General features: G+C 73.1%; 16 protein-coding genes and 1 tRNA gene. 9 read left to right on the top strand and 8 right to left on the bottom strand.

What is annotated here, in order from left to right:
• Positions 1–87 precede the first annotated feature (87 nt).
• Entirely contained in the window at positions 88–2,808 is a 2,721-nt protein-coding gene (locus ACWDCZ_RS31370) for a penicillin acylase family protein (RefSeq protein ID WP_416875241.1), read from the bottom strand.
• A 239-nt stretch (positions 2,809–3,047) separates the two neighbouring features.
• On the opposite strand from ACWDCZ_RS31370, the gene ACWDCZ_RS31365 reads away from it, so the two are divergent.
• The 5 genes from ACWDCZ_RS31365 to mscL all read left to right on the top strand — a co-directional run bounded on the left by ACWDCZ_RS31365 (position 3,048) and on the right by mscL (position 7,743).
• Positions 3,048–4,532, top strand: a complete 1,485-nt coding sequence (locus tag ACWDCZ_RS31365) for a potassium/proton antiporter (RefSeq protein ID WP_049654523.1) — start codon at positions 3,048–3,050, stop codon at positions 4,530–4,532.
• Positions 4,533–4,853: 321 nt separating this feature from the next.
• On the top strand, positions 4,854–6,200 hold the full coding sequence (locus tag ACWDCZ_RS31360; RefSeq protein ID WP_380718803.1) for an MFS transporter: 1,347 nt from the start codon (positions 4,854–4,856) through the stop codon (positions 6,198–6,200).
• Between the two features lie 214 nt (positions 6,201–6,414).
• Positions 6,415–6,726 carry an FmdB family zinc ribbon protein gene (locus ACWDCZ_RS31355; RefSeq protein ID WP_049654525.1) on the top strand — a complete coding sequence of 104 codons (312 nt, stop codon included), beginning with the start codon at positions 6,415–6,417 and terminating at the stop codon, positions 6,724–6,726.
• Positions 6,727–7,008: 282 nt separating this feature from the next.
• Positions 7,009–7,293, top strand: a complete 285-nt coding sequence (locus tag ACWDCZ_RS31350; protein WP_147409151.1) for a hypothetical protein — start codon at positions 7,009–7,011, stop codon at positions 7,291–7,293.
• A 30-nt stretch (positions 7,294–7,323) separates the two neighbouring features.
• Entirely contained in the window at positions 7,324–7,743 is a 420-nt protein-coding gene (gene mscL / locus ACWDCZ_RS31345; protein ID WP_049654529.1) for a large conductance mechanosensitive channel protein MscL, read from the top strand.
• A 48-nt stretch (positions 7,744–7,791) separates the two neighbouring features.
• Here the strand turns inward: mscL and ACWDCZ_RS31340 are convergent, their stop codons facing one another.
• Positions 7,792–8,019, bottom strand: a complete 228-nt coding sequence (locus ACWDCZ_RS31340; protein WP_049654534.1) for a hypothetical protein — start codon at positions 8,017–8,019, stop codon at positions 7,792–7,794.
• Positions 8,020–8,235: 216 nt separating this feature from the next.
• Complete coding sequence (locus ACWDCZ_RS31335) at positions 8,236–9,207, bottom strand: sigma-70 family RNA polymerase sigma factor (RefSeq protein WP_049654530.1); 972 nt, start codon at positions 9,205–9,207, stop codon at positions 8,236–8,238.
• A gap of 425 nt (positions 9,208–9,632) precedes the next feature.
• Here ACWDCZ_RS31335 and ACWDCZ_RS31330 point away from each other — a divergent pair, with 425 nt between their 5' ends.
• On the top strand, positions 9,633–10,499 hold the full coding sequence (locus ACWDCZ_RS31330) for a phosphatase PAP2 family protein (protein WP_449817600.1): 867 nt from the start codon (positions 9,633–9,635) through the stop codon (positions 10,497–10,499).
• Between the two features lie 81 nt (positions 10,500–10,580).
• Positions 10,581–11,480 (top strand): carbon-nitrogen hydrolase family protein, encoded by a 900-nt coding sequence (locus tag ACWDCZ_RS31325; RefSeq protein WP_449817599.1) that lies wholly within the window; start codon positions 10,581–10,583, stop codon positions 11,478–11,480.
• A 59-nt stretch (positions 11,481–11,539) separates the two neighbouring features.
• Here ACWDCZ_RS31325 and ACWDCZ_RS31320 read toward each other — a convergent pair whose 3' ends face one another.
• The 4 genes from ACWDCZ_RS31320 to ACWDCZ_RS31305 all read right to left on the bottom strand — a co-directional run bounded on the left by ACWDCZ_RS31320 (position 11,540) and on the right by ACWDCZ_RS31305 (position 18,154).
• Positions 11,540–14,008, bottom strand: coding sequence for an FtsX-like permease family protein (locus ACWDCZ_RS31320; RefSeq protein ID WP_449817598.1), 2,469 nt, complete (start codon positions 14,006–14,008; stop codon positions 11,540–11,542).
• A 317-nt stretch (positions 14,009–14,325) separates the two neighbouring features.
• Positions 14,326–16,002, bottom strand: coding sequence for a PKD domain-containing protein (locus tag ACWDCZ_RS31315; protein ID WP_449817597.1), 1,677 nt, complete (start codon positions 16,000–16,002; stop codon positions 14,326–14,328).
• A gap of 132 nt (positions 16,003–16,134) precedes the next feature.
• Positions 16,135–17,817: a PKD domain-containing protein gene (locus ACWDCZ_RS31310; protein ID WP_449813313.1), complete on the bottom strand. Its 1,683-nt coding sequence runs from the start codon at positions 17,815–17,817 to the stop codon at positions 16,135–16,137.
• Positions 17,818–18,081: 264 nt separating this feature from the next.
• A tRNA-Arg gene (locus ACWDCZ_RS31305) sits at positions 18,082–18,154 on the bottom strand.
• 240 nt (positions 18,155–18,394) lie between these two features.
• Here ACWDCZ_RS31305 and ACWDCZ_RS31300 point away from each other — a divergent pair.
• Positions 18,395–19,933, top strand: a complete 1,539-nt coding sequence (locus tag ACWDCZ_RS31300; protein WP_449817596.1) for a glycosyltransferase family 39 protein — start codon at positions 18,395–18,397, stop codon at positions 19,931–19,933.
• 95 nt (positions 19,934–20,028) lie between these two features.
• Here ACWDCZ_RS31300 and ACWDCZ_RS31295 read toward each other — a convergent pair whose 3' ends face one another.
• Positions 20,029–22,527 carry a hypothetical protein gene (locus ACWDCZ_RS31295; RefSeq protein WP_449817595.1) on the bottom strand — a complete coding sequence of 833 codons (2,499 nt, stop codon included), beginning with the start codon at positions 22,525–22,527 and terminating at the stop codon, positions 20,029–20,031.
• Between the two features lie 298 nt (positions 22,528–22,825).
• Between ACWDCZ_RS31295 and ACWDCZ_RS31290 the strand changes: the two genes are divergently transcribed.
• A complete protein-coding gene (locus ACWDCZ_RS31290) occupies positions 22,826–23,566 on the top strand; it encodes a GOLPH3/VPS74 family protein (RefSeq protein ID WP_049656970.1) in 741 nt (246 codons plus the stop codon).
• The last annotated feature ends 201 nt before the right edge of the window (positions 23,567–23,767 follow it).

Below are 23,767 nucleotides of genomic sequence, written 5' to 3'. Positions count from 1 at the left end.
CGGCCTTCGGAGCTGCGGTCTTCGGGGTGGTGGCGGTGGTGCGGCGCGTGGTGGTGCGGGGCCGCCGGTGTCCGGGCCGTACGGGCGTCAGCCGGTGGTGAGCACCAGCTTGTGCTTGGTGGCCTTCTCGACCGCGTCCGGCGTGTAGGCCCAGGTCAGCAGCTTGCCCTTGAGCCAGAGGTCGGTCTGGTCGTTGTAGTTGTCGTGGAAGGCGTGGCCGGAGGCGCCGCCGACGTTGACCCAGCGCGAGGAGTCGAGGTCGTTCAGGTCGACCACCATGCGCATCGACGGGATCCAGTCCACCTGGTAGCCGGCCGCCGCGTTCCAGCCGGCCGCGTCGACCGCCGCCGAGCCGCCGGAGAGCCGGTACGGGCCGCGGTTGAGCAGCTTGTGCACCGCGCCGGAGGCGATCGAGGAGTCGTCGGTGCCGAGGGTCTGCTCGCGCAGCTCCAGCTTGTGCAGGCGGCCCCAGCTCCAGGTGGAGACGTCCTTGCTGAGCAGCGAGGTCAGCTCCTGGCGGGCGTTCTTCATCGCCTCCTGGAGCAGGTTGTCCAGGCCCTTCTGCTCCTTGTGCTGGTCGTCGATGTACGTCCACCACGAGCTGTCGGGCTTCTCCAGCTGCTGGCGCACGACCTCGGTCCAGCGGTCGCCGCCGTCCGGCTGGGCCTTGCCCGGTTCCCGGGTGCCGCACTCGGTGACGATCTTGGTGGCGCTGTCCGGCTTGGTGGGGTCGTCCTGCTGGCGGACCAGCAGGCAGTTGTCCTTGGCCCGCAGGTCGGCCGGGAACTTCTGGCCGAAGGCGAGGATCAGCAGCTGGCGCCAGACGCCGTTGTAGTAGGCGGCGGCGGCCGAGTCGGCGTCCTGGTGGAAGTTCCAGTCCTTCAGCAGGTCCTGGGCCTCGCGCACGTACGGGTCGCTGACCGGCTGCTTGAGCAGCAGCGGGACCAGCGTCTTGGCCATCACGCTGGTGTTGTCCAGCTGGAGGGTCTGCATGTCGTCCGGCGAGATCTTGCCGTTGTTCTTGAGCAGGCCCTCGATCTGGTCGGTGATCTCCTTGGCGCGGGTGCCGTACTCCCAGTCCTTGGTGAGGTTGTACTTGTAGCTCGGGTCCACCACGGCCTGGTTGGCGGTGACGATGTAGCCCGCCGAGGGGTTGAGGCTCCACGGCAGCGCGTTGAAGGGGATCGGGTCCTTCCACTGGTACGCGGAGTCCCAGCCCAGCGCCGGGAGGGTGCCGTCGCCCTTGCCGCGGACCGGGATGGTGCCCGGAGCCTGGTAGCCGATGTTCTTGGCGTCGGCGTAGATCAGGTTCTGCGCGGGGACGGTGAAGTCCTTGGCGGCGGCGCGGAACTCGTCCCAGTTCTTCGCCTTGTCCAGCTCGAAGACGGCGTCCATGGTCTTGCCGGGGCTGAGCGCCGTCCACTGCAGGGCGACGCCGTAGCCGCTGGTGCCGCGGTCGGGGGCGGAGGGGCCGTTGGGGGCGTACTTGCCGACGTTCTGCTGCTCGGTGCTCTGGTCGGAGATGAGCGGGGCGCCGGTCTGGGTGGTGCGGACGGTGATGGTGCGGTCGTCCCCGCCGGCGACCTTGATGGTCTCCTTGCGGAGGTCGAACTTCACGTCCTTGCCGTCCACCTGGTAGGTCTCCGGGCCGGTGACCTTCTCCAGGAAGAGGTCGGTGACGTCGGCGCCGAGGTTGGTGAAGCCCCAGGCGATGTCCTTGTTGTGGCCGATGACCACGCCGGGCATGCCCGCGAAGGTGAAGCCGGAGACGTCGAACTGGCAGGCCGGGGAGCTGGTCCGGCAGTGCAGGCCCATCTGGTACCAGACCGAGGGCAGGCCGGGGCCCAGGTGCGGGTCGTTGGCCAGCAACGGCTTGCCGGTGGTGGTGTGCGAGCCCGCGACCACCCAGGAGTTGGAACCGATGCCCTGGCCGGGGCGGCCGAGCAGCTGCGGCATCGCGTCGACCCGGTCCGTCAGGCTCTGCAGCATCGCCTTGGTGGTGGCCGCGCCCTGGGCGGTGGCGGCCGTTCCGGCGGGCGTGCCGGACTGCGGGGAGCCGTCCGCGGGGCGGTAGTTGTCGCCGGTCACGGCGCCGGTCTTCACGATGGTGCCGTTGCGGGCGTACGGGTAGTCCGGGTACAGCTCGGCGATCTTGTCCGGGCCGAAGTCCTGGGCCAGCAGCGAGCGGTCGATCTCCTCCTGGAGGTTCCCGGAGAGGTTCCAGGCCATCGCCTTGAGCCAGGCCACCGAGTCGACCGGGGACCACTGCTCGGGCCGGTAGCCGCCGTTGACGACGCCGAGCAGGCCGTACTCCAGCGAGGCCTTGGCGCCGCCGGGGTGCTCGGAGAGCCAGGCGTTCACGCCGTCCGAGTAGGCCTGGAGGTACTTCTTGGTCTCCGGCGAGAGCTTGGTGTCGAACTCCTTCTGCGCCACCTGCCGCCAGCCCATGGTGCGGATGAAGGTGTCGGTGTCGACCTGGCTGTCGCCGAACATCTCGGAGAGCCGGCCGGCGGTGATGTGCCGGCGGACGTCCATCTCCCAGAAGCGGTCCTGCGCCTGGACGTAGCCCTGGGCGCGGAACAGGTCCTCGTCGGTGTCGGCGTACAGCTGCGGGATGCCGTTCGCGTCCCGCTTGACGTCGACGGGCGCGCTCAGGCCCGCGACCTTCACGCTGCCGTCGACCTCCGGGAAGGAGGCGCGGACCGCGGAGACCCCGCGGTAGCCGCCGTAGCCGGCACCGGCCACCAACAGCACGACCAGCACGATCACGATCAGACGGGCGCGCCGGAACTTCTTCGAGCGGGGCATCTGGGTCCTTGCGGTCCTGACTTCGGGGCGGGCGGGCGTGTCCAGGGCCTGCGGCCGTGACAGGGCACCACATTAGGCCGAGTCGGCCGGGCACCGTGAACGGGGGACCAAGCTAAAGATATGGCAAAATGTTAGACTGCGTAACGATCCGCAAGGGGAGCATTGACGACTTCTTAACGGGTCACCCCACAGCACCACCAGACACCCCGTCCGCCCCTGCCTGCCCGAGGTGCCCCTGCGTGAACATCTCCCATCTGAACCAGCTCCTGCTCGAGTCCTCCGTGATCCTGCTGTTCGCGGTGGGCGCCGTACGACTCTCCACCCGATCAGGGCTGCCCAGCCTGCTGATCTACCTGGGGATCGGCGTGGCGCTGGGCCAGAACGGGATCGGTGTCACGTTCAACAACGCTGAACTCACCCAGGTGCTCGGCTACGCGGCGCTCGTGGTGATCCTGGCCGAGGGCGGCCTCAAGACCAGCTGGCGCGAGATCAAGCCCGTGATGCCCGCCGCGACCGTGCTCGCCACCCTCGGCGTCGGCGTCAGCGTGTTCGCCACCGCGGCCGGCGCCCACTGGCTGGTCGGCCTGGACTGGCGCACCTCGCTGCTGCTCGGCGCCATCGTCTCCTCGACCGACGCGGCCGCCGTCTTCTCCGTACTGCGGATGGTCCCGCTGCCGCACCGGCTCACCGGCCTGCTGGAGGCCGAGTCCGGCTTCAACGACGCGCCCGTGGTCATCCTGGTCGTCGCCTTCGCCACCACCGGGGAACTGGACTCCTGGTACGTCCTGATCGGCACGATCGTCGCCGAGCTGGCCATCGGCGCCGTCATAGGCCTGGCCGTCGGAAAGATAGGGGCCTACGGGCTCAAGCACGTCGCACTGCCCTCCTCGGGCCTCTACCCGATCGCCGTGATGGCGCTCACCGTGCTCGCGTACGCCGGCGGCGCGCTGCTGCACGGCTCCGGCTTCCTCGCCGTCTACATCAGCGCGGTGATCCTCGGGAACTCCAAGCTGCCGCACGGCCCGGCCGTCCGCGGCTTCGCCGACGGGCTCGCGTGGATCGGGCAGATCGGCATGTTCGTGCTGCTCGGGCTGCTCGTCACGCCCGAGACCATGGGCGACGCGGTGGTGCCCGCGCTGGTGATCGGCGGGGTGCTGGTGTTCCTCGCCCGGCCGCTGTCGGTGATGGTCTCGCTGACCCCCTTCAAGGTGCCGGCCCGCGAGCAGGCGCTGCTGAGCTGGGCCGGGCTGCGCGGGGCGGTGCCCATCGTCCTGGCCACCATCCCGGTGGTGTCCGGCGCGCACCGGGCCGAGGACGTCTTCAACATCGTCTTCATCCTGGTCGTCGTCTTCACCCTGCTCCAGGGGCCGACCCTGCCCTGGGTGGCCAAGCGGCTGCGGATCGACGAGGGCGACATGGGCCAGGACCTGGGCATCGAGTCCGCCCCGCTGGAGAAGCTGCACGGACACCTGCTGTCGGTCGCGCTCTCCCCCACCTCGAAGATGTCCGGCGTGGAGATCAGCGAACTGCGGCTGCCCAAGGGGGCCGCGGTCACCCTGGTCGTGCGCGAGGGGAACTCCTTCGTGCCGGACAAGGCGACGGTGCTGCGGGCCGGCGACGAACTGCTGGTGGTCACCACGGACGAGGTCGGCGAGGCCGCCGAGCGGCGGCTGCGGGCCGTGGACAAGGGCGGCAAGCTCGCGGGGTGGCTGAACGGGCGGTGACGGACGCCGGGCCCGCCCCGGCTCTCCTCGGTCCGCCTTGGTCCGGGGGCCCTGACGGGCCTGCGGGCCGGGGTGGGCTGGCGGTGTCTACGCGCGTAACTGTATGCTGGTTCGACCACGCCGTATAACCACCGCTAGACCACCCCAGCATCTGCCTGACGCAGAGTTGGCGCGACCGCTCGGCGGCCGCGGTCCGGCCCCCGGCCACCACGCCGGACCGACCCGGTATCTACCCCGGTCGACGCGCGAGAGGACGACTCTCGGCGCCGTCGGGGCCACACCATGCCCTGCCGCGCTACCAGGCAGCAGGAAGGACCGACCGTGACGGCGCGCCGAACGGTCGACACCGCCGCGCACCCCGCGGCCACCCCCGCAGCTCCCGCCCCCGCCCGCGTCGGGTACGGCGAGCTGCTGCGCACGCCCGGGGCCTGGACGTTCCTGTCCCCCGCCCTCGTCGCGCGACTGCCGTACGCGATGCTCAGCATGGGCATCCTGCTGCTCGTCACGCAGACCCACGGCTCGTACGGCACCGCCGGTACGGTCACCGCGGTCGCCGCCGTCGCCCAGGCCCTGATCGGGCCGCAGACCGGGCGGCTCGCCGACCGCTACGGCCAGGCCTCGGTGCTCGTCCCGACCGTGCTGGTGCACGCCGTCTCGGTCGGCGTGCTGATCGCCCTCGCGCTCGGCCACGCGCCCGCCTGGAGCCTGTTCCTGGCCGCCGTGCCGGCCGGTGCGAGCGTGCCGCAGGTCGGCGCGATGGTCCGGGCCCGCTGGGTCGCCAGGTTCACCGCCGACGGCGCCTCCGACGCCTCCGCGGCCCGGGTGAGCACCGCCTTCGCCTTCGAGTCCGTGACGGACGAGTTCACCTTCGTGATCGGCCCGATCCTGGCCTCCGGCATCGCCGCCCTCGCCAACCCGGCCACCGCCCTGGTCGCCGAGGCCGCGCTGACCCTCGTCGGCGGCCTGGCCTTCGCCGCCCAGCGGGGCACCGCCCCGGCCCGGATTGTGCCGCAGCCCGGCACCAGGCGCGCCTCGGCGCTCGCCTCCCCCGGCGTCCGGCTGCTGGCCGGGACCTTCCTCGGGGTCGGCGCGGTGTTCGGCGGCATGCAGGTCTCGGTGAACGCCTTCGCCGACTCGGTCGGGCAGCACGACGCCGGCGGCACCGTGTACGGGATCTTCGCCGGCGGCTCCATGCTGGCCGGCGTGCTGTACGGCGTGATCGCCTGGCGGCGGCCGGTGCAGCAGCGGATGCTGTTCAGCTACGCGCTGCTGGTGCTGGGCTGCTCGGTGCTGTGGGCGATGCCCAACCTGGTCGCGCTGACCGTCGCCGGGCTGGTCTGCGGACTGGCCATCGCGCCGACCCTGATCAGCGGCTACACCCTGGTCGAGACGCTGGTCGCGGACGGGGCCAAGACCGAGGCCTTCACCTGGCTGACCGGCGCCATCGGGCTGGGACTGGCGGTCGGCTCGATGGCGGCCGGCCGGCTGATCGACGGGCACGGGCCCTCCACCGGGTTCCTGGTGCCGGTGGTCGGGGCCGGGCTCGGACTGGTCGTGCTGGCCTCGCTGCGGCACCTGCTGGTGGCGCCGCGGGGCGAGGAGACCGCCGCTGCGGGGACCGCGGAGGGCGGGCGTCCGATGCAGCTGGCGGGTGTCGCCGAGGGCTGAGCGGGGCGGCGGCCGGGGGCCGGGCCTCCGGCCGCCGGTGCTGAGCCGACGGCGGCCGGAGGCTGCGCGGGTGCTGTCCGGGAACCGGGCCGACGGCGGCCGACGGGTGTTCCGGGGCCGATCTCACACCGGGGTCGCTGGACTGATCCCGCGGAATGCCGCATCATTGACCATCGTTAGCACTCATCAGGCGAGAGTGCCAGGAGGAAGACAAGTGCCCACGTACCAGTACCAGTGCACCGAGTGCGGCAACGGCCTGGAGGCGGTGCAGAAGTTCACCGACGAGGCGCTGACCACGTGCCCCGACTGCCAGGGACGGCTCCGCAAGGTCTTCTCGGCCGTGGGCGTCGTGTTCAAGGGCTCCGGCTTCTACCGGACCGACAGCCGTTCGTCCTCCAGCAGCTCGGTGGGCGCCGGGTCGTCGTCGACCCCCTCGACGTCGTCCACCGCGTCCACGTCCTCCTCGTCGACGTCGTCGGGCTCCGGCTCCTCGACCTCGTCCAGCCCGGCTCCGGCCGCGAGCTGATCCCGGCGCCGGGCACCATCGGCCCGGACGGCCCGTAGACCCGGGAAAGGCCCGTCGACCCCGCTTCCACGCGGGGCGGCGGGCCTTTTCGCATGCCCGCCCGGGCGCCCTGTCACCCCGGAGGGGTCGACCTCACTCCGGCGAGTGAACGAAGTTGTCCACAGGGGCGAGTTGTCCACAGGCCTGGGGAAAGGGCTTTCCGAGTTCGCCGGAAACGCCCATCGTGTGGGCATCCGGTCGGTCCGCGAGGGGCCGGCCCGCCGACACCCCGGAGGTGCGTCGATGACGACCGCGAGCTTCTCCCTCCCCCTGCCGCTGCCACTGCCCGCACCCGCCGTGCCGCCCCGGCAGGAGCTGCCGAGCTTCCCGCCGATCCGGCGCGGGTGCGGCGGGTGGCACCGCTGGCGCAGTGCGGTGCGGCGGCGGGCCGCAGTGCCCGTCCTGGTGCTGCTCGCGGTGGCGTCGGCGCTGGCACTGGGGCCCGCGCGGGCCGGGCTGCCACCGCCCCAGGGAGGCGCACTGGGCCGGACGGGTTGTCAGTCCGGGGCTGCGGAAGATCACCCGTAACCGGGAGGCGACTTCGTCGTTCGAGGCGGCATGAAAGGCTTCAAGGAATTCCTGCTGCGTGGAAATGTCGTCGAACTCGCCGTCGCCGTGGTCATCGGCGCGGCTTTCACCAACATCGTCAACGCCTTCGTCAAAGGCGTGATCAATCCGATCGTCGGCGTCTTCGGGACCAAGGACCTCGCGTCCTACAGTTCCTGCCTCAAGGGGCCCTGCGAGGTGAGCCCGACCGGTGAGGTCACGTCCGGGATCCTCATCCTGTGGGGATCGGTGCTCAGCGCCGTGCTCCAGTTCCTGATCACCGCGGCGGTCGTCTACTTCGCCCTGATCGTGCCCATGAACAGGCTGGCGGCCCACCGCAAGAGCCTCGCCGAGGAAGCGGCGGAGGCCGAGGCCAAGGAGGTCCAACTGCTGACCGAGATCCGCGACGCACTGGTCGCGCCGCTGCGCTGACCGGCGGGCGCCGTTCGGCCCCGGTCCCCGTTCCCCCGTCCCCGTTCCTCAGTCCCCGTGGTGCGGCGGGCGCTGGCTCAGGTACCAGTCCAGCCCCCGTCCACCGCTCTCCCCCGCCCCGGGGCGGCCGCCCCAGCCGGCGTCGGTGTCGTCCCCGGACTGCTGGTCCAACGGGTCCCGGAAGACCAGCCGGGCCTTCACGGCCGCGGCCTTCCGGAGCTCCTGCTCCTGTTCCCCGCCCTGCTCCCGGTCCTTTTCCTGCCCCTGCTCGCTCACGCCGTCCACTCCGTCCGCTCGTCCCTTCCCTCCAGCCTAAGAGCCCCATGGCACGCCTCGGGCCCCGGTGCGGGGCGCTCCGCACCAGGGCCCGATGAGGGCGGGTCCAGGCAGCCTGCCGGGAGGCTTCCCCGGCGGCCTCTCAGGCGGCTTCCTCAGGCTGCTTCCCCGGCGGCCTTTCAAGCGGCTTCCTCAGGCTGCTTTCCCGGCGGCCTCTCAGGCGGCTTCGAAGCCCGCGTGGTCCGCGATCTTCTTCAGCTCGGCCAGCGCGTGCTTCTCGATCTGGCGGATCCGCTCGCGGGTGAGGCCGTGCTGCTTGCCCACCTCGGTGAGGGTGCGCTCGCGGCCGTCCTCCATCCCGTAGCGGGAGCGGATGATCGAGGCGGTGCGGTCGTCCAACCGCCCGATCAGGCCGTCCAGTTCCTCCCTGCGGAGCATGACCATCACGGCGTCCTCGGGGGACGTGGCCCCGGTGTCCTCGACGAGGTCGCCGAACTGGGTCTCGCCCTCGTCGTCGACCGACATGTTGAGGCTGACCGGGTCGCGCGCCCAGTCCAGCACGTCCTTGATCCGGGCCTCGGTGGTGTCCAGCTCGGCCGCGATCTCGGCCGGCTCCGCCTCGCGGCCCAGCTCCTTGGACTTCTCCCGCTGCACCCGCCGGATCCGCCCGAGCTCCTCCACCAGGTGCACGGGCAGCCGGATGGTGCGGGACTGGTCGGCGATGGACCGGGTGATCGCCTGCCGGATCCACCACGTCGCGTACGTGGAGAACTTGAAGCCCTTGGCGTAGTCGAACTTCTCGACGGCACGCACCAGGCCCGCGTTGCCCTCCTGGATGAGGTCCAGCAGCGGCAGGCCGCTGCGCGGGTAGCGGCGGGCGACGGCGACCACGAGCCGGAGGTTGGAGCGGATGAAGACGTCCTTGGCGCGCTCGGCGTCGGCGGCTATCGCCTCCAGCTCCTCGCGCGTGACGCCGTCGGGGAGTTCGCCCTCGTCCAGCATGTGCTGGGCGTACACGCCGGCCTCGATCCGCAGCGAGAGCTCGACCTCCTCGGCGGCATCGAGCAGGGGTGTCCTGGCGATCTCGTCGAGGTACATGCCGACCAGGTCGCGGTCGGCCTCGAGGTTGGTCGGGCGGGCCGCGCGACTCCGGTCGGCCCTGTCGCGAACGACGGCACGGGTGGCCATGCTTGCTCCCTTTGCTGGTGTTGCCGAGGTCTGCCTGCCTGCCTCGTGAGGGCAAGAAATGCGGGCCCCTCGGGGCCTCACACGTAACGATCCAACGAACAGATTCCGGACAACATTCCCAAGTCACTCAGATTCTTCCCGGCGATGCAGTATCCTGCCGGTTTTCACCCCGGTTCTGGACACTGGGTGACCGGTCGGGCACTTCCCGTGTCATCGGGTGACCGCTCCGGGAGTGTTTTCTTCACTCGACCCTCACGCGGCCACCGCCCACCCGTTGAACCCGCGAACGGCCGCCGACGTTCCCCGCGCGCCCCGCCGTCCGTCCCAGCCCACACCCCGGCGCACGCAGGTCCTCCGCACAAACGATGCCGAATCGCTATCACTCCGGCCCTTGCTCGGCACGGGACACTGGGAAGGTGTCAGCCATGCACCTGACCAACAGCACGACCATCCTCACTGCGCGTAATCGCAGTCTCCTTCGGGACGCCGCGCTCGCGCTGGGCTGTGCCGCGCTGTTCGGCCTGCTGGCGGCCCTGGTCACCGGCCAATGGCGCCCGCTCGCCCGCTTCGACCAGGAGTGGATCGGCGAACTGCACACCTACGCCCGGGAGCACCGGATCTGGACCGCCTCGGTGCAGACGCTCTCCGACATCGGCGGCACCGTCACGATGCGTACGCTTCTCGGAATCGCCGCCGGGTGGCTCTGGTTGATCGGCGCCCGGGTGCTGGCCGGCTGGGTGGCCGCCCAGGCCCTCGTCGGCTGGGGCGTCCTGTGGGCGCTGAAGCTGTCCTTCGACCGCGCCCGCCCCTCCTTCACCGATCCGGTCTCGCACGCCGGCGGGCCGTCCTTCCCCTCCGGGCACGCCATGGCCTCGGCGATCACCTGCGCCGTCCTGGTCGGCCTCCTCTGGTACCGGGTCCGTCGGCGCGGCCGGACCGCCGCCTGCCTGGTGGCCGCGGCGACGGTGCTGACCATCGGCTGGACCCGGGTCGCGCTCGGCGTGCACTGGCCCAGCGACGTGCTGGCCGGCTGGCTGGCCGCCGGGATCGTGCTGGGCACCGTGACCGCCGTGATCCAGGTGTGGCGCCCCGGCGCGCTGGCCCAGGACGTACGGCGGGTCAACTGGCGTACCAGGCCCCGAGTGCAGCGGGTCCTCGTGTCGGCCGGGCACCCCTCGGGCACCGCCGCCCCGCTGGACGAGGACGGACCGCACGGCGCGCGGGAAGGGGCCCCGGGCGAACCGGTGGACCCGTCCGACCCCGTCGACCGGCCGGACGAGGCCGTGCGCTGAGGCGCCGTCACCCCGCTGACCCGCCCTCGCCGCCCCGGTACTCCGACCCCGGCCGAGAGCCGTCGCGCTAGGTTGGCGGCCATGTCCGACACCCCTGCCCCCACCGCTCCCACGGCTCCCAACGCCCCCACCGCACCGGCCGGTTACCCCGGGCGCCCGCTGCGGATCGCCACCGTCCAGGCCCAGGCCGTGGCCGGTGACATACCGGCCAACGCCGCCCAGGCCGCCGGACTGATCCGCGAGGCCGCCCGGGCCGGCGCCCGGCTGGTGCTGTTCGCGGAGAAGTTCCTCTCCGGCTACGAGCCCGAGCTGATCAGCGCCGACCCCGTCAGGTACGCGGTCCAGCCCGGCGATCCGCGGCTCGCGCCGATCGCCGAGGCCTGCCGCGAGACCGGCACCGCCGCGATTGTCGGCGCCGCCGTACGGGACGGCGCCGACCTGCGCGTCTCCGCCCTCGTCCTCGGCCCGGACGGCGGCTTCGTCACCCGCTACGACAAGCAGCATCTGTTCAAGAGCGAACGCGAGCACTACCGCCACGGAACGGCCGGCTGCACCGTGGAACTGGACGGCTGGCGGCTCGGCCTCGGCGTCTGCTACGACTCCGGCTTCCCCGAGCACGCCCGCGCCGCAGCGCTCGACGGCTGCCACGCCTACCTGGTCGGCGCGCTGTTCAGCATGGGCCACGGCCACCACGAGTCCCGCACCTGGTTCCCGGCCCGCGCGCTCGACAACACCCTCTACACGGTGCTCGCCAACCACATCGGCCGCACCGGCGAGTGGCACACCTGCGGCGGCAGCGCGGTCTGGGGCCCGGACGGCCGGCTGATCGCCGAGGCGGGCGAGGACCGGCGCGAACTCGTCGTCGTCGACCTCGACCCGGACGTCCTGCGCACCACCCGCGAGACCGAGACCCTCCTCGCCGACCTCGCCCTCACCACGGGCCGGCCGCCCGCGCCCCGGACCCGCTTCACCCTGGCCTGAGCACCCCGCCGGGCCGGCCGCCCGACAGCCGGGAGCCGGGCACCCGGTTGCCGGCCCGGTCAGGAGGCCCGCATCGCCGCCACCGCGCTCATCCGCCCGACCCGGCGGGCCGGGAGCACCGCGGCGGCCAGGCCGACCAGGACGGTCAGGCCCAGGGCGGCCAGCACCGGCAGGACCGGCGGGGTGCCGACCGTCCCCACCGTCGAGGTGATCGAACGGGCGGCCGCCCAGCCGTAGGCGGCCCCCAGGCCCGTCCCGACCAGGGCGCCGGCCAGCGAGAGCAGCAACGCCTCCAGGGTGAGCATCCGGCGGAGCTGTTCGCGGGACATCCCGATCGCGCGCAGCATGCCGATCTCGCGGGAGCGCTCGCTGATGCTGAGCATCAGGGTGGCCGCGACGCCGAGGCCGGCGATGGCGACGGAGAAGGACAGCAGGGCCATGCTGATGGTCTTCAGCCGGTCCAGCAGGGAGCGCAGGGTGTCCGCCTGGGCGGCCGTGTCGGCGACGGTCACCTGCGGGTGGTCGGCGAGGGCGTGGTCCAGGGCGCGGCGGGCGGTCGGCCGGTCCTCGCCGGCGGCCGGGCTGATCCAGGCCGTGGTGACGGGCGCGCCGGGGGCGAGGCGGTCCAGGGTCGCGGGCGCCACCAGCAGGGTGGCGCCGCTCTGCAGGGTGAACGGCAGGCTGCTGCGGCCGGGTTGGAGCCGCAGCTCGACGCCGCCGACCCGGCGCACCCCGGTGTCGCCGAGCCCGCTCAGCGCGGCGCCCTCGGTGAGCGCGCGGGCCCGGTCCACGTCGTCCGTCGAGGAGTTGAGCCGGGTGGCGTCGACGGCGGCGACCACGGTGGGCCGGCCGTCGAGGTCGACGGTGGCGGACCGGACCGGGGTCACGGTCAGTCCGTGCTCGGCGCCGAGCGCGCCGAGCGCCCCGGCGGGCAGGGCGCCGCCGCCGGTGGCGGCCGCCGAGAAGACCCCCGGCTGGCGCGCGGACACCACGGGCACCAGCGACTGGGAGGTGATGTCCAGCGCGGTGACCGCGCCGACCATCACGGTGACGCCGAGCAGCAGCGCCGAGCCGGTGGCCCCGGTGCGGCCCGGGTTGAGCCGCAGCTGCTGGGTGGCGAGCCGCCCGGCCGTACCGCCGAGCCTCCGGGCGGGCCGGCCGAGCACGGCGACGACGGCGGGCAGCACCCGGTGGGAGAGCCGCAGCACCCCGAAGAAGTTGGCGATGGCGCCGACGGTGACGGCGAGCAGCGACAGCGGCGGCGGGGCCACCGCCCCGGCCACCAGCAGCGCGGTGCCCGCGACCAGCAGTCCGGTGGTCCACGCCGCGGCCCGCACCCGGGCGGCCCCGTCGGCCGGCGCGGGGGTGCCGCCGAGCGCGGCGATCGGCGGCACGGCCGCGGCGGCCTTCGCCGGGCCGCGGACGGCCAGCAGGGTCAGCAGCACGCCGAACAGCCCGGCCAGCAGACAGGTCAGCGGGGAGGGCAGCAGCGACAGGTGCACCGGTCCGAGGTCGAGCCCGCCGACCACGGCGGTGCCGGCCGCGCCGAGGGCGACGCCCAGCAGCACGCCCGTCGCCGAGGCGCCCACCCCGAGCAGCAGCCCCTGGCGGCGGATCAGCCGGCGCAGCTGCTGCCGGTCGGCGCCCACGCAGCGCAGCAGGGCGAGCTGGCGGGTCCGCTGGGCGAGCACCACGGTGAAGGTGTTGCCGACCACCATCCGCGCCACCGCGAGGGCGATCAGGACGAAGGAGAGCGAGGCGATCAGCACCATGCCGTACAGGGTGCTGCTCTGCCGGGTCGCCTCGTTGACCGAGGCCTCGTGGGTGTGCACCTGGACGTCGGCGCCGAGGGCGGCGCGCAGGGCTTCGACGGTCCCTGCCCGGGAGGCGCCGGGGGCGACCCGGACGTCGAGCCGGTCGGTGACGGCGCCGGCCGCGTAGCCGGCGACCGCGTCCGCCGGGACGCCGATGATCGGGACCCCGGCGAGGCTCGGGGCGCCCCGCTCGTCCAGGGTGCCCACCAGCCGGGCGGTGGCTGTGGTGCCGTCGGCCCGGGCCAGGTGCACCTCGGCGCCCACGGCGGCGTCCAGCCGGTGCGCCGTCCCGGTGTCGAGCAGCACCTCGCCGGGTCCGGCGGGCCAGCGGCCGTCCTTGAGCAGCTGCCAGCGCAGCGCCGGGTCCTCGGCGACGGCGCTGACCGCGGCGGTGCGGTCGAGCGGCCGCCCGTCGGCGGCCAGCACGCCGCCCTTGCCGGTCAGCCGCGGCGCCACCGCGGCCACCCCGGCGGTCTGCCGCACCCGCTCCGTCGCCGCCGCGTCCAGACCGCCGGCCGCGGCCTTCCCGGTCACCTGGATGTCACCGGGCCCGACCTCGGCGGCCGCGGTCTGGCTGAAGGAGTCCACCAGTGCCCCGCTGCCGCTGACGGAGGCGATCAGGAAGGCCACCCCGAGCGCGATCGCGGCGCCGCTCAGGAGCAGTTGGCGCAGCTGGCCGCGCAGTTCGGCCACGGTGTATCGGTACGTCGTCATGGTTCCCCGGCTCGTCCACCCTGGCCGGTACGGTGCTCCGGCAGGGGTCTCGACGAGCCTAGGAGCGGAGCGGCCGCGGGCCATCGGCACGAGGTCTGCTTCATGATCAATCCGTGGGCGGACGGCCCCCCGCCCCCTCCTCCTCCCGGAGAGGTACGCCGCCCCTGACACCGTCAGCCCCGGGAACGCCGAGGGCCCATGGAACACCGAGGGCCCATGGAACGCCGACGGTCCGGGGAACGCCGAGGGCCCATGGAACGCCGACGGCCGCCCGCCCCCGGAGGGACGGACGGCCGGTGCGCGGTGCCACTCGGGCGTCAGATCTTGTCGTACACACCGAACACGTCGATGATCAGGTCGGTCGACTCCCAGCCCCGGTTCCAGACGTCGACGGTGTCGGCACCGCTGACGTCCGCCTGGACCAGGTTCGACACGGTGGCGCCCTTCTCCCAATTCAGGACCGAGGAGTCCGGCGGCGTCGGCCGGACGGCCTTGCCGTTCCCGTAGGCGTCGGCCGCGTTCGGGTCCGGCGCGACCGAGAGGTGTCCGCTGCCCTGGGTGTTGGTCACCGTCGTGTTCAGGACGAGGGCCTCGGCCGACCGCCCGACGATCCCCCCGGCGTACTGCTGGTAGTAGTCCTGCCCCTTGAGCGGCAGGGACAGCGACCGGCTGTCCCACACGCGCCGGGGCTCCACCGGCCGGTAGGCGGACTTGCCGTCGGCGCTGTAGTAGCCGGTGACGTCCACGATCACGTCGGTTCCGGACCAGGAGCCGTTGCGGACGGTGACCTTGCCGTCCGCGCCGACCGGCACGATCACCGCGTTGGCCACCGTCTGCCCCGGCTCGAAGTTCAGGTTCGACGTGGCCGACGGCTGCCCGCCACCCGGCGAGACCGTCAGGTGGCCCGAGCCCTGCGGGTTCGTCACCGTGACGTTGAGCGCCACGGCCGCCACCCCCTGGGCCGGCAGCCCGCCCTGGCCCGCGACCTGCAGGTCGAAGGTGCTCTGGCCGGCGACCTGTCCCTTCACCGTGCCCCGGCCCTCGCGGGTGTCGGCGATCCGCGCCGGCTTCACCGAGGTGTACCCGTTCGCCGCCGCCTTGGTGAAGTAGCCCGTCACGTCGGCGATCAGGTCCACCGTGCCACCGCTGCGGTTGGCCAGCTCGACGTACCCGTCCGCGCCGACCGGCACGATCGCCAGCGTCGGCACCGTCCTCCCCGCCGCGAAGTTCACGTTCGAGGTGGTCGGCTGCGACGTGCCGGAGGCGAACGCGATCACGTGCCCGTCCGCCACGGCGTTGGTCGCGGTGATGTTCAGCGCCACCGCCGTCACCCCCGCCGGGATGCCGCCGCGGCCGGCCACCTTCACCCTGGTCGCGGCGTTCGGGCCGACGGCCCCGACGTACGGCGCCCCGGTGCCGTCCCGGGTGTCCAGCAGCCGGGTCGGCGCGTACGGGGTGAACTCGGAGCCGTTCAGCACCACCTCCGCGGTGGTGGTGGCGGTCAGCTTGCTGGTCTGGTCGGTCGCCGTGACCGTGATCGTGTGGGTGCCGGCCTTCCTGAACGTGTGCTTGAAGTGCCCGTACGCACTGGCGTTGGCCGCGTCCGTTTCGACCGGGGTGCCGTCGCCCCAGTCGAGCTGGTAGCCGATGGAGCCGTTAGGCAGGTCGGTGGTGACGCCGGTGGCGACCCCCACGCTGAGCGAGTCGGTGCTGTAGGAGCCCACTCCCACGGTGAACTTCGGCGCGGCCGACGGTGCCGAGGACGGCGCGGCGGCCGCGGTCTTCTGCTGTGCGGCCCCGACCCCCTTGGCCGCGAGGTCCTGCTCCGCGGCGGCCTGTCCGGCCTGCTCCGCGGTGGCCCCGGCGGTCGGAGCGGCGGCGGTCGAGGCCCCGCTCGGAGTGGCGGACGGGCCCGCCGCCTGCGCCGCGGCGGGCACGAAGCCCACGACTGCCGCGACGACGGCGGTGGAGATGATGAAGCGGTGACGGTACACCGGCCCCCCAGTGCTTGAACGAGTTCAAAAAGCCTGGACCGGAGCCTACCTGACCAGCAGTTCGAGCCGAACGGGAAGCCGGTCGCCCGCTCCCGGGGAGCGGACGGCCGGCGCACCGCGCATGACGCCGCGTCAGCTGGTCTCGTACCGGCCGAACACGTCGATGATCAGGTTGGTCGGCGACCAGCTCCGGTTCCAGACGTCGATCGTGTCGGTGTTCTTGAGGCTCGCCTGCACGAGGTTCGACACGGTGGCGCCCTTCTCCCAGTTCAGGACCGAGGAGTCCGGCGGCGTCGGCCGGACGGCCTTGCCGGTCCCGTAGGCGTCGGACGTGTTCGGGTCCGGCGCGACCGAGAGGTGCCCGCCGCCCTGGGTGTTGGTCACCGTCACGTTCATGACGACGGAGTCGAACGAGCCGAAGAGCTGCGGCACGTAGTGCCGGTAGTAGTCCTGGCCGGCGAGCCCCAAGCCCCAGGTCCGGTCGTCGTGCGCCCGCGTGGGCTCCTCCGGCATGTAGGCGGCCTTGCCGTCGGCGCTGTAGTAGCCGGTGACGTCCACGATCACGTCGGTTCCGGACCAGGAGCCGTTGCGGACGGTGATCTTGCCGTCCGGACCGACCGGCACGATCACCGCGTTGGCGACCGTCTGCCCCGGCTCGAAGTTCAGGTTCGACGTGGCCGACGGCTGTCCACCGCTCGGGGAAACGGTGAGGTGGCCGGAGCCCTGCGGGTTCGTCACCGTGACGTTGAGCGCCACGGCCGCCACTCCCTGGGCCGGCAGCCCGCCCTGACCCGCGACCTGCACCGCGAAGGTGCTCTGGCCGGCGGCCTGCCCCTGCGCGGTGCCCTTGCCCTCGCGGGTGTCGGCGATCCGCGCCGGGTTCATCGAGGTGTACCCGTTGGCCGCGGTCTTGGCGAAGTAGCCCGTCACGTCGGCGATCAGGTCCACCGTGCCGCCGCTGCGGTTGGCCAGCTCGACGTACCCGTCCGCGCCGACCGGCACGATCGCCAGCGTCGGCACCGTCCTCCCCGCCGTGAAGTTCACGTTCGAGGTGGTCGGCTGCTTCGCGCCGGAGGCGTAGGCGATCACGTGCCCGTCCGCCACCGCGTTGGTCGCGGTGATGTTCAGCGCGACGGCCGTCACCCCGGCCGGGATGCCGCCGTTGCCGGCGACCTTCACCTTGGTGGTGCCGAACGCGGCGACCGCGCCGGCGGCCGGGGCCCCGGTGCCGTCCCGGGTGTCCAGCAGCCGGGTCGGCGCGTACGGGGTGAACTCGGAGCCGTCCAGCACCACTTCGAAGGTGGTGGTGTCGGTCAGCTTGCTGCCCGGCTCGGTCGCCGTGACCGTGATCCGGTGGGCGCCGGCCTTGGCGTACTTGTGCTTGAGGAACACGTCCTCCGTGCCCAGGCCGTGCGCCGAGGTCGCGGGGGTGCCGTCGCCCCAGTCGACCGTGTAGTTGACGACGATGTACTTCAGGTCGGTGGAGACTCCGGCGGCCATGCCCATGCCGTGCGCGTTGGAGGTGGACGCACCCGTGAACACCTTGAAGTACGGCTCGGCGGCCGCGGCCTTCGGCGCGGTCTCGGCCTCGGCCTTGACCTCGGCCTTGGCGGCGGCGTCCTTCGCGGACCGCTCGGCGGCGGCCTCGACGGCGGCCTCCTGCTGCGCGGCCGCCTCCTTCGCGGCCCCGGCCCCGACCCCGGCGGCCGGAGCGGTGGCGGTCGCGGCCCCGCCGGGAGCGGCGGACGGACTCGCCGCCTGCGCCACGGCGGGCACGAAGCCCACGACTGCCGCGACGACGGCGGTGGAGATCATGAAACGGTGACGGTACACCGGCCCCCCAGTGCTTGAACGAGTTCAAAAAAGCCTGGACCGGAGCCTACCTGAACAAAGGTTCGGACCCGGCGGAATATCCGACCACCTCCCGGCATCGGCCGGTGAACGGCACGGAGAACGGACGGGACGACCGCACCGGACCGTGCGGCGAACCGGCGGAACCGACCGGCCCGGCCGGCCCGGAAAGCGGCACAGGCCCCCCACCCGACATGGGCGGAGGGCCTGCGACCTGCGTGTTCGTTGTGCCCCAGGCAGGATTCGAACCTGCGACACCGGCTTTAGGAGAGCCGTGCTCTATCCCCTGAGCTACTGAGGCGGGGCCCGCATGCTGCCGGGCCGTTCACAGCGTACCGGATCGGGGCTGGGGCTCGGGGTGCGTCCTGTGGATCTTGTCGGATCGGGCCGCGGCGGCGCGGACCGGGCGGGATCCGCGGGAGGCGCCGCACGGCGGCGGAGGGGGTGCGGGTGGCCGACGGCGTGTCAGGGCGGGTCAAGTAGCCTGCCGGGCAGGGCGGGATCCGCCCCGGCGCGTCGCGTGAAGGAGACGAAGGACTCGATGAGACCTGCTGTGCGCCCGGTGGGCCGGCTGTTGGGGCAGGTGTGGGTGTGGCCCGCGCTGGTCATGCTGGCGGTGGGCGGGTACCGGCTGGGAACGCCGGACCTGTGGCGGGACGAGATGGCGACCTGGACGGTCTCCACCCGCTCGCTGGGCGACCTGCTGCGACTGCTCCAGCACGTGGACGCCAGCAACGGCGCGTACTACCTGCTGATGCACGGCTGGACGGCGGTGTTCGGCGACTCGACGCTCTCCCTGCGAATACCCTCCGTGCTGGCGATGGCCGGGGCGGCGGCGCTGGTGGCGCTCACCGCCCGGCGGCTGTTCGGCAGCAAGGTGGCGGCGGTCGGCGCCGGGCTGCTGCTCGCGGTGCCCCCGGAGATCTCCCGGTACGCCCAGGAGGCGCGCTCCTACGCGCTGGTGACCTGCGCGATCGCGGCGGCCTCGTACTTCCTGCTGCGGGCCCTGGAGCGGCCGACCTGGCGGCGCTGGGCGCCGTACTGCGCGGCCATGGCGCTGGCCGGCGCCGGGCACCTCGTCTCCTTCAGCACCGTCGCCGGGCAGCTGGGGCTCCTGGCGCTGCACCTGTGGCGCACCCGTCCGGCGGCGGACCGGCGGCTGCTGTGGCAGTACCCGCTGGCGGTCGCCGTGGCGGCGCTGCCGGTGCTGCCGGTGGTGCTCCTGGGCAGCCGGCAGTCGGACCGGCAGCTGGGCTGGATACCGACCCCCTCCCTGCGCGGCCTCGCCTACTTCGGCGAGCGCCTCTTCGGCTCGGACCTCGTCTTCTACGCCTTCGTCCCGCTGGCGCTGCTGGCACTGGCACTGCCCGGCCGGCGGATCCAGGCCTGGCAGGCGCTCCTGCTCGCGGAGCTGCCGGTGGTGGGCGTCTGGCTGGTGTCCCGGCTGACCGACACCTCGTACTTCCTCGGGCGGTACCTGCTGTTCACGGTGCCCGCCTGGGCGGTGCTGGCCGGCGGCGGCGCCGGGGCGGTGTACGGCGCGGTGGCGGCCCTGGCCCGACGGCGCGGCCGGGCACCCCGGGGGGCCGTCGCGGTGGCCGGGCTGCTGACGGTCGGGCTGCTCGCGGCGCCGGCCGTGGTCGCGCTGCCGAAGCAGCCCGAGATCCGGTACGCGGACTCGCACAACGGCTCGGAGGAGCCGTTCAAGGCGGCGGCCCGGGAGATAGCGGCCGGCTACCGCACCGGGGACGGGATGGCGGCCCCGCTGGGCGGCCAGTCCTGGGCGATGGCCTGGCCGGGCGTCAGCTACTACCTGCCCCGGGACGTCGTCCCCTTCCCGGTCTTCGTCGCGCAGAGCGCCGACGACGCCGAGGACCTCTCCCCGACGCCCTGCCCGCAGCCGGCGGACTGCCTGGGCGGGGTGTCCCGGATATGGCTGCTGGTCCTCGGCGACACCGAGGACCCGCTGGGCGCGATGCCGACCGACCAGGCGCAGGTGCTCCGCACCCAGTACGGCGACCCGGACCGGGTGACGCCGCTCGGCGGCCTCACGCTCGCACTGCTCGACCGGGACGTGTAGGGGGCGGAAGGGACGGAAGAAGGGGAGCCGGTGTGGACCGGCTCCCCTTCTTCCGTCCCGCGTTCGGCGCCTCAGCGCCTCAGCCGCTCAGCGCCTCACAGCGTGCGCAGCAGCCGGGACTGGATGGACGGCGGGTTCAGGTCGGCCTGGAGGGCCACCGGGACCTCCGCCTTGTCCTCGCCCGCGCCCACCCGCAGCGTGCCGACCTCCGTGCCGGCCAGCGCGCGGTGGCCGATCTTCGAGGTGTCCAGGGTGACCGTGCCGGAGATGCCGGGGAAGCCCGCCACCACCAGGTCCTTGGTCGCGACGACCGCGACCTTGCCGCCGATCCCGTCGTCCACCGAGCCGACGACGTCGCCCTTCTTCACCACGGTCTGGCCGGTCACGCCGTTCTGCGCGGCCTGGATCTGCTTGCCGCTGACCTTCAGCACGGTCGGCAGGATGCCGTCGCCCGGGTTGGGCGAGGTGGCCTGCTGGCCCAGCGTGACGCCGAGGATCAGCCGCTGCACGCCGCCGATCTCCTTGTAGGCGGCCCACATCAGGCAGCCGCCGGCCGGGGTGCTGGAGCCGGTCTTGACGCCGATGACGCCGGTCTTCGGGTTGATCAGGTTGTTGGTGTTGGAGATCTTCACGTTGTTGAAGTTGGTCTCCGGGGTGGAGACGATCTGCCGGAAGATCTCGTCCTGCATGACCTGCTCGGCCAGCTTCAGCTGGTCCTTGGCGGTGGACTTGGTGTCCGCGCTGAAACCCGCCGGGTCGGCGTAGATGGTGTTGGTCATGCCGAACTTGGTCGCGGTGTCGTTCATCAGCTTGACGAACGCGTCCTCGGAGCCGGAGTGGAAGCGGGCGAGCAGCCGGGCCACGTTGTTGGCCGAGGGCAGCATCAGCAGTTCCAGCGCCTGGTACTCGGTGATGACCTGGCCCTCGGTGAGGGTCACCCGGGACTCGTCGACGTTGCCGGACTCCTGCGCGGCCTGCTTGTCGACGGTGATCTTCGGACCGCTCTCCCCCTTCTTCAGGGGGAACTTCTGGAGGATCAGGTAGGCGTTCATCACCTTGGTGACGCTGGCGATCGAGGACGGCGTCTCCTGGCCCGAGCTGCCGAGGCTGCCGACGCCGACCACCTCGGCGGCGGACTGGCCCTTGGCCGGCCAGGCGAGGTCGAGCACGTCGCCGGAGAAGCTGTAGCTGCCCGCGGCGGTCATCTTCAGCTTGGGGTCCGGCAGCGGACGCAGCAGCTGGGCCACCGCGAGCGCGCCGAGCACCACGGCGAGGAAGACCGTCCAGATGGTCACCCGCTTGAGGGCGCGCCGCAGCGGCGAGACCGGGCGGGCGTTGAGGGAGGCCAGGACCTCCATCGCCTCGGCGGTGTTCTCCGGCGACGGCAGCGGCTCCGGGGCGGGCAGCGGCTCGGGCTTGGGCAGCGGCGGGACCGGCGGCACCGGCCGCGGGTCGGGCTCCGGCAGCGGCTTCGGCGCCGGTACGGGGGCGGGCTCGGGGGTCGGCTTCGGCAGCGGCGCCGGACCGGGGGTCGGCTCGGGCTCGGGAAGCGGCTTGGGCTCGGGCCTGGGCTCGGGCTTCGGCTCCGGCACGGTGCCGGTCCCGGGGACGGCGGCGGCCGCGGAGGCGCGCAGCGGCGCGGGCTTCTCCAACTTCTCGGCCTGACCCGGCCGCTGGCCCGACTGACCCGACTGACCCGACTGGCCGGGCTGAGCGGGCTGAGCGGGCTTGGTCAGCGCGAGGGTCACGGAGCCGATGGCGGGAGCGGCCTCGTCGTCGCCGGTGTCGCCGGTCTCCTCCGGAGTCTCCTCGGCCTTCCCTGCCTTCTCGCTCTTCTCCGCCTTCTCCGCCTTCGCGGCCTTCGCAGCCTTCTCGACCGGCTCCGCCGTGGCGGCTTCGTCGGTCTCGTCGGCCTTGTCGGCCGCTTCGTCGGCCGGCTCGTCGAGCTTCTCCGCCGCCTTCTCCGCCGGTGCGGCGGCAGGCTCGGAGCCACCCTCGGAGCCGGTCTCCCCCGACGGCTCGGCCGTCTTCTCCCCGGCCTTCCCCGCCACCGCGGCACCTGTCCGCATGGCGAGACGCGGGTCGGCGGCGACCGGACGCCCGGCGGGCTCCGTCACCTCCGCGGTGTCCGACGAGGACTCCTTCTCCTCGCCCCCACCTTCGGAACTCCCCTTGCCGGCAGCCTTCACCAGCTCCTCGGGCAGCCGCAGCGCGGTGGTCCGGTTGTCCACCGGCAGCCGCAGCATCGTCGTCCGGCTGTCCACATCCCGGACGCGGAGCTGCACGGTCGAGCCGCCCTTGGGCGCCGTCGCCGGGGCGTCGTCGGACGCCTCCGGGGCGGCCTCGGCGGAGGTCTCCGCGGGGCTGTCCGAGGCGGTGCCGGAGTCGGCGGCCGAGGAGGCGTCGGAGGTGGCCTCGGCGGAGGTCTCCTCGGTCGCCCCGGTCTCAGCCGCGGCTGACGCCCGGTCGGCCGCCGCACCGGAGCCGCCCCCGGCCGGCCCGGCGGCGCCGGCCGCCGCACCGGTCCGTTCGGGTTCGCGGTCCCGCTGCCGCTCGTCGCCGTCCCTCAGCACCCTGTCGGGGGACTCGCCCACGTATCCCAGCCTCCTCAACGCCCGGCGGGGCACCGGCGAACCCGATTTCGGGAAGCCGACGCCCCGCCCCGTGTACCTGTACAGTCTCCGCCACCGGCGGCCGTTCCGGCCGCGCACACCCCGCCCGACCGGCGCTTATTGTCGTCGCCCGGCCGCGCCGCGGTCTGTTCACCGCTCAGACGCAGGGCCCGCCGCCGCCGGTTCCGCGCCTTCACCGCAAGGTCACGATTCGGAGGCGTACTCGACAAGCCCGTGTGAGAGGCGTCACCCTGTCTCTCATCCACGCGGGGAGGCTTGGATGGGCAAGAGCCGCAGAACTGTTCCCGAGGAACTCTTGCTGCTCGCTTTGGACCCGACCACGGGTACCACGGCGCAGCCGCAGACCCTCGACCTCGGACTTGCCGGGGCCCAGCTCGTCGAGCTGTCCCTGGCCGGACGGATCGTACCGGAGGGAGACCGGATCGCCGTCGTGCTCGCACGGCCGACCGGCGACCCGACCCTCGACCATGCACTGGAACTGCTGCGCCGACGCGGCAGTCCGGTCCGCGCGGCGCACTGGATCGGCGGGCCCCGGCTGGGGCTGCGGCAGACGTATCTGGCGCACCTGGAGCGCTGCGGCATGGTCACGGCCGTACCGGGCCAGGTGTGCGGCGTGCTGCCGACGACCCGGTACCAGGCGTCCGACGACTGCACCAACGCCGCGATCAAGCAGCGGCTGGACACCGCGATCCGCACCGGCGTCCCGCCGGATCCGCGGACGGCGGCGCTCGCGGCGCTGGCCCACTCGGTCGGCCTGGGCAAGCACCTGTACCCGGGCAACGAGGGCCGGTCCTCGCGGTCGCGGCTGCGCGACCTGATCCGGTACGACCCGCTGGGCGGGATGGTCGCGCACGCCGTGATGGACGTGCAGAACGGCCTACCGGCTCAGCAGAACCGTTCTTCCCAGGGTTCCGGGGCCGCTTCCGGCCGTCCTGGCGCCCGTACGGCGGGCCGGGGTTCGGGCGGGCGGGTCCCCGCCTCCCGGGTCGGCGTGCGCTGATCACAGCAGCGTGCACTGATCTCGGCGGAGCGCACTGACCGCGGCGGTCCGCGCGGCCCGGCGGGCAGCCATCACGGCGCCCGACACCACCGGCCGCACGCCCGCCGCACGCCCGCCTTCTCGCAAGCGGCCGCGAACACCGCCCGCCCGACGCCGTCGGTCGCGTAGCGGTTGTTGACGTTGACCTTGAGGATCGGCCCG

It is taken from the genome of Kitasatospora sp. NPDC001225 (genome assembly GCF_053597855.1).
Note: the sequence above shows the minus strand (reverse complement) of the source record. Positions and strands in the feature narration are given on the sequence as shown.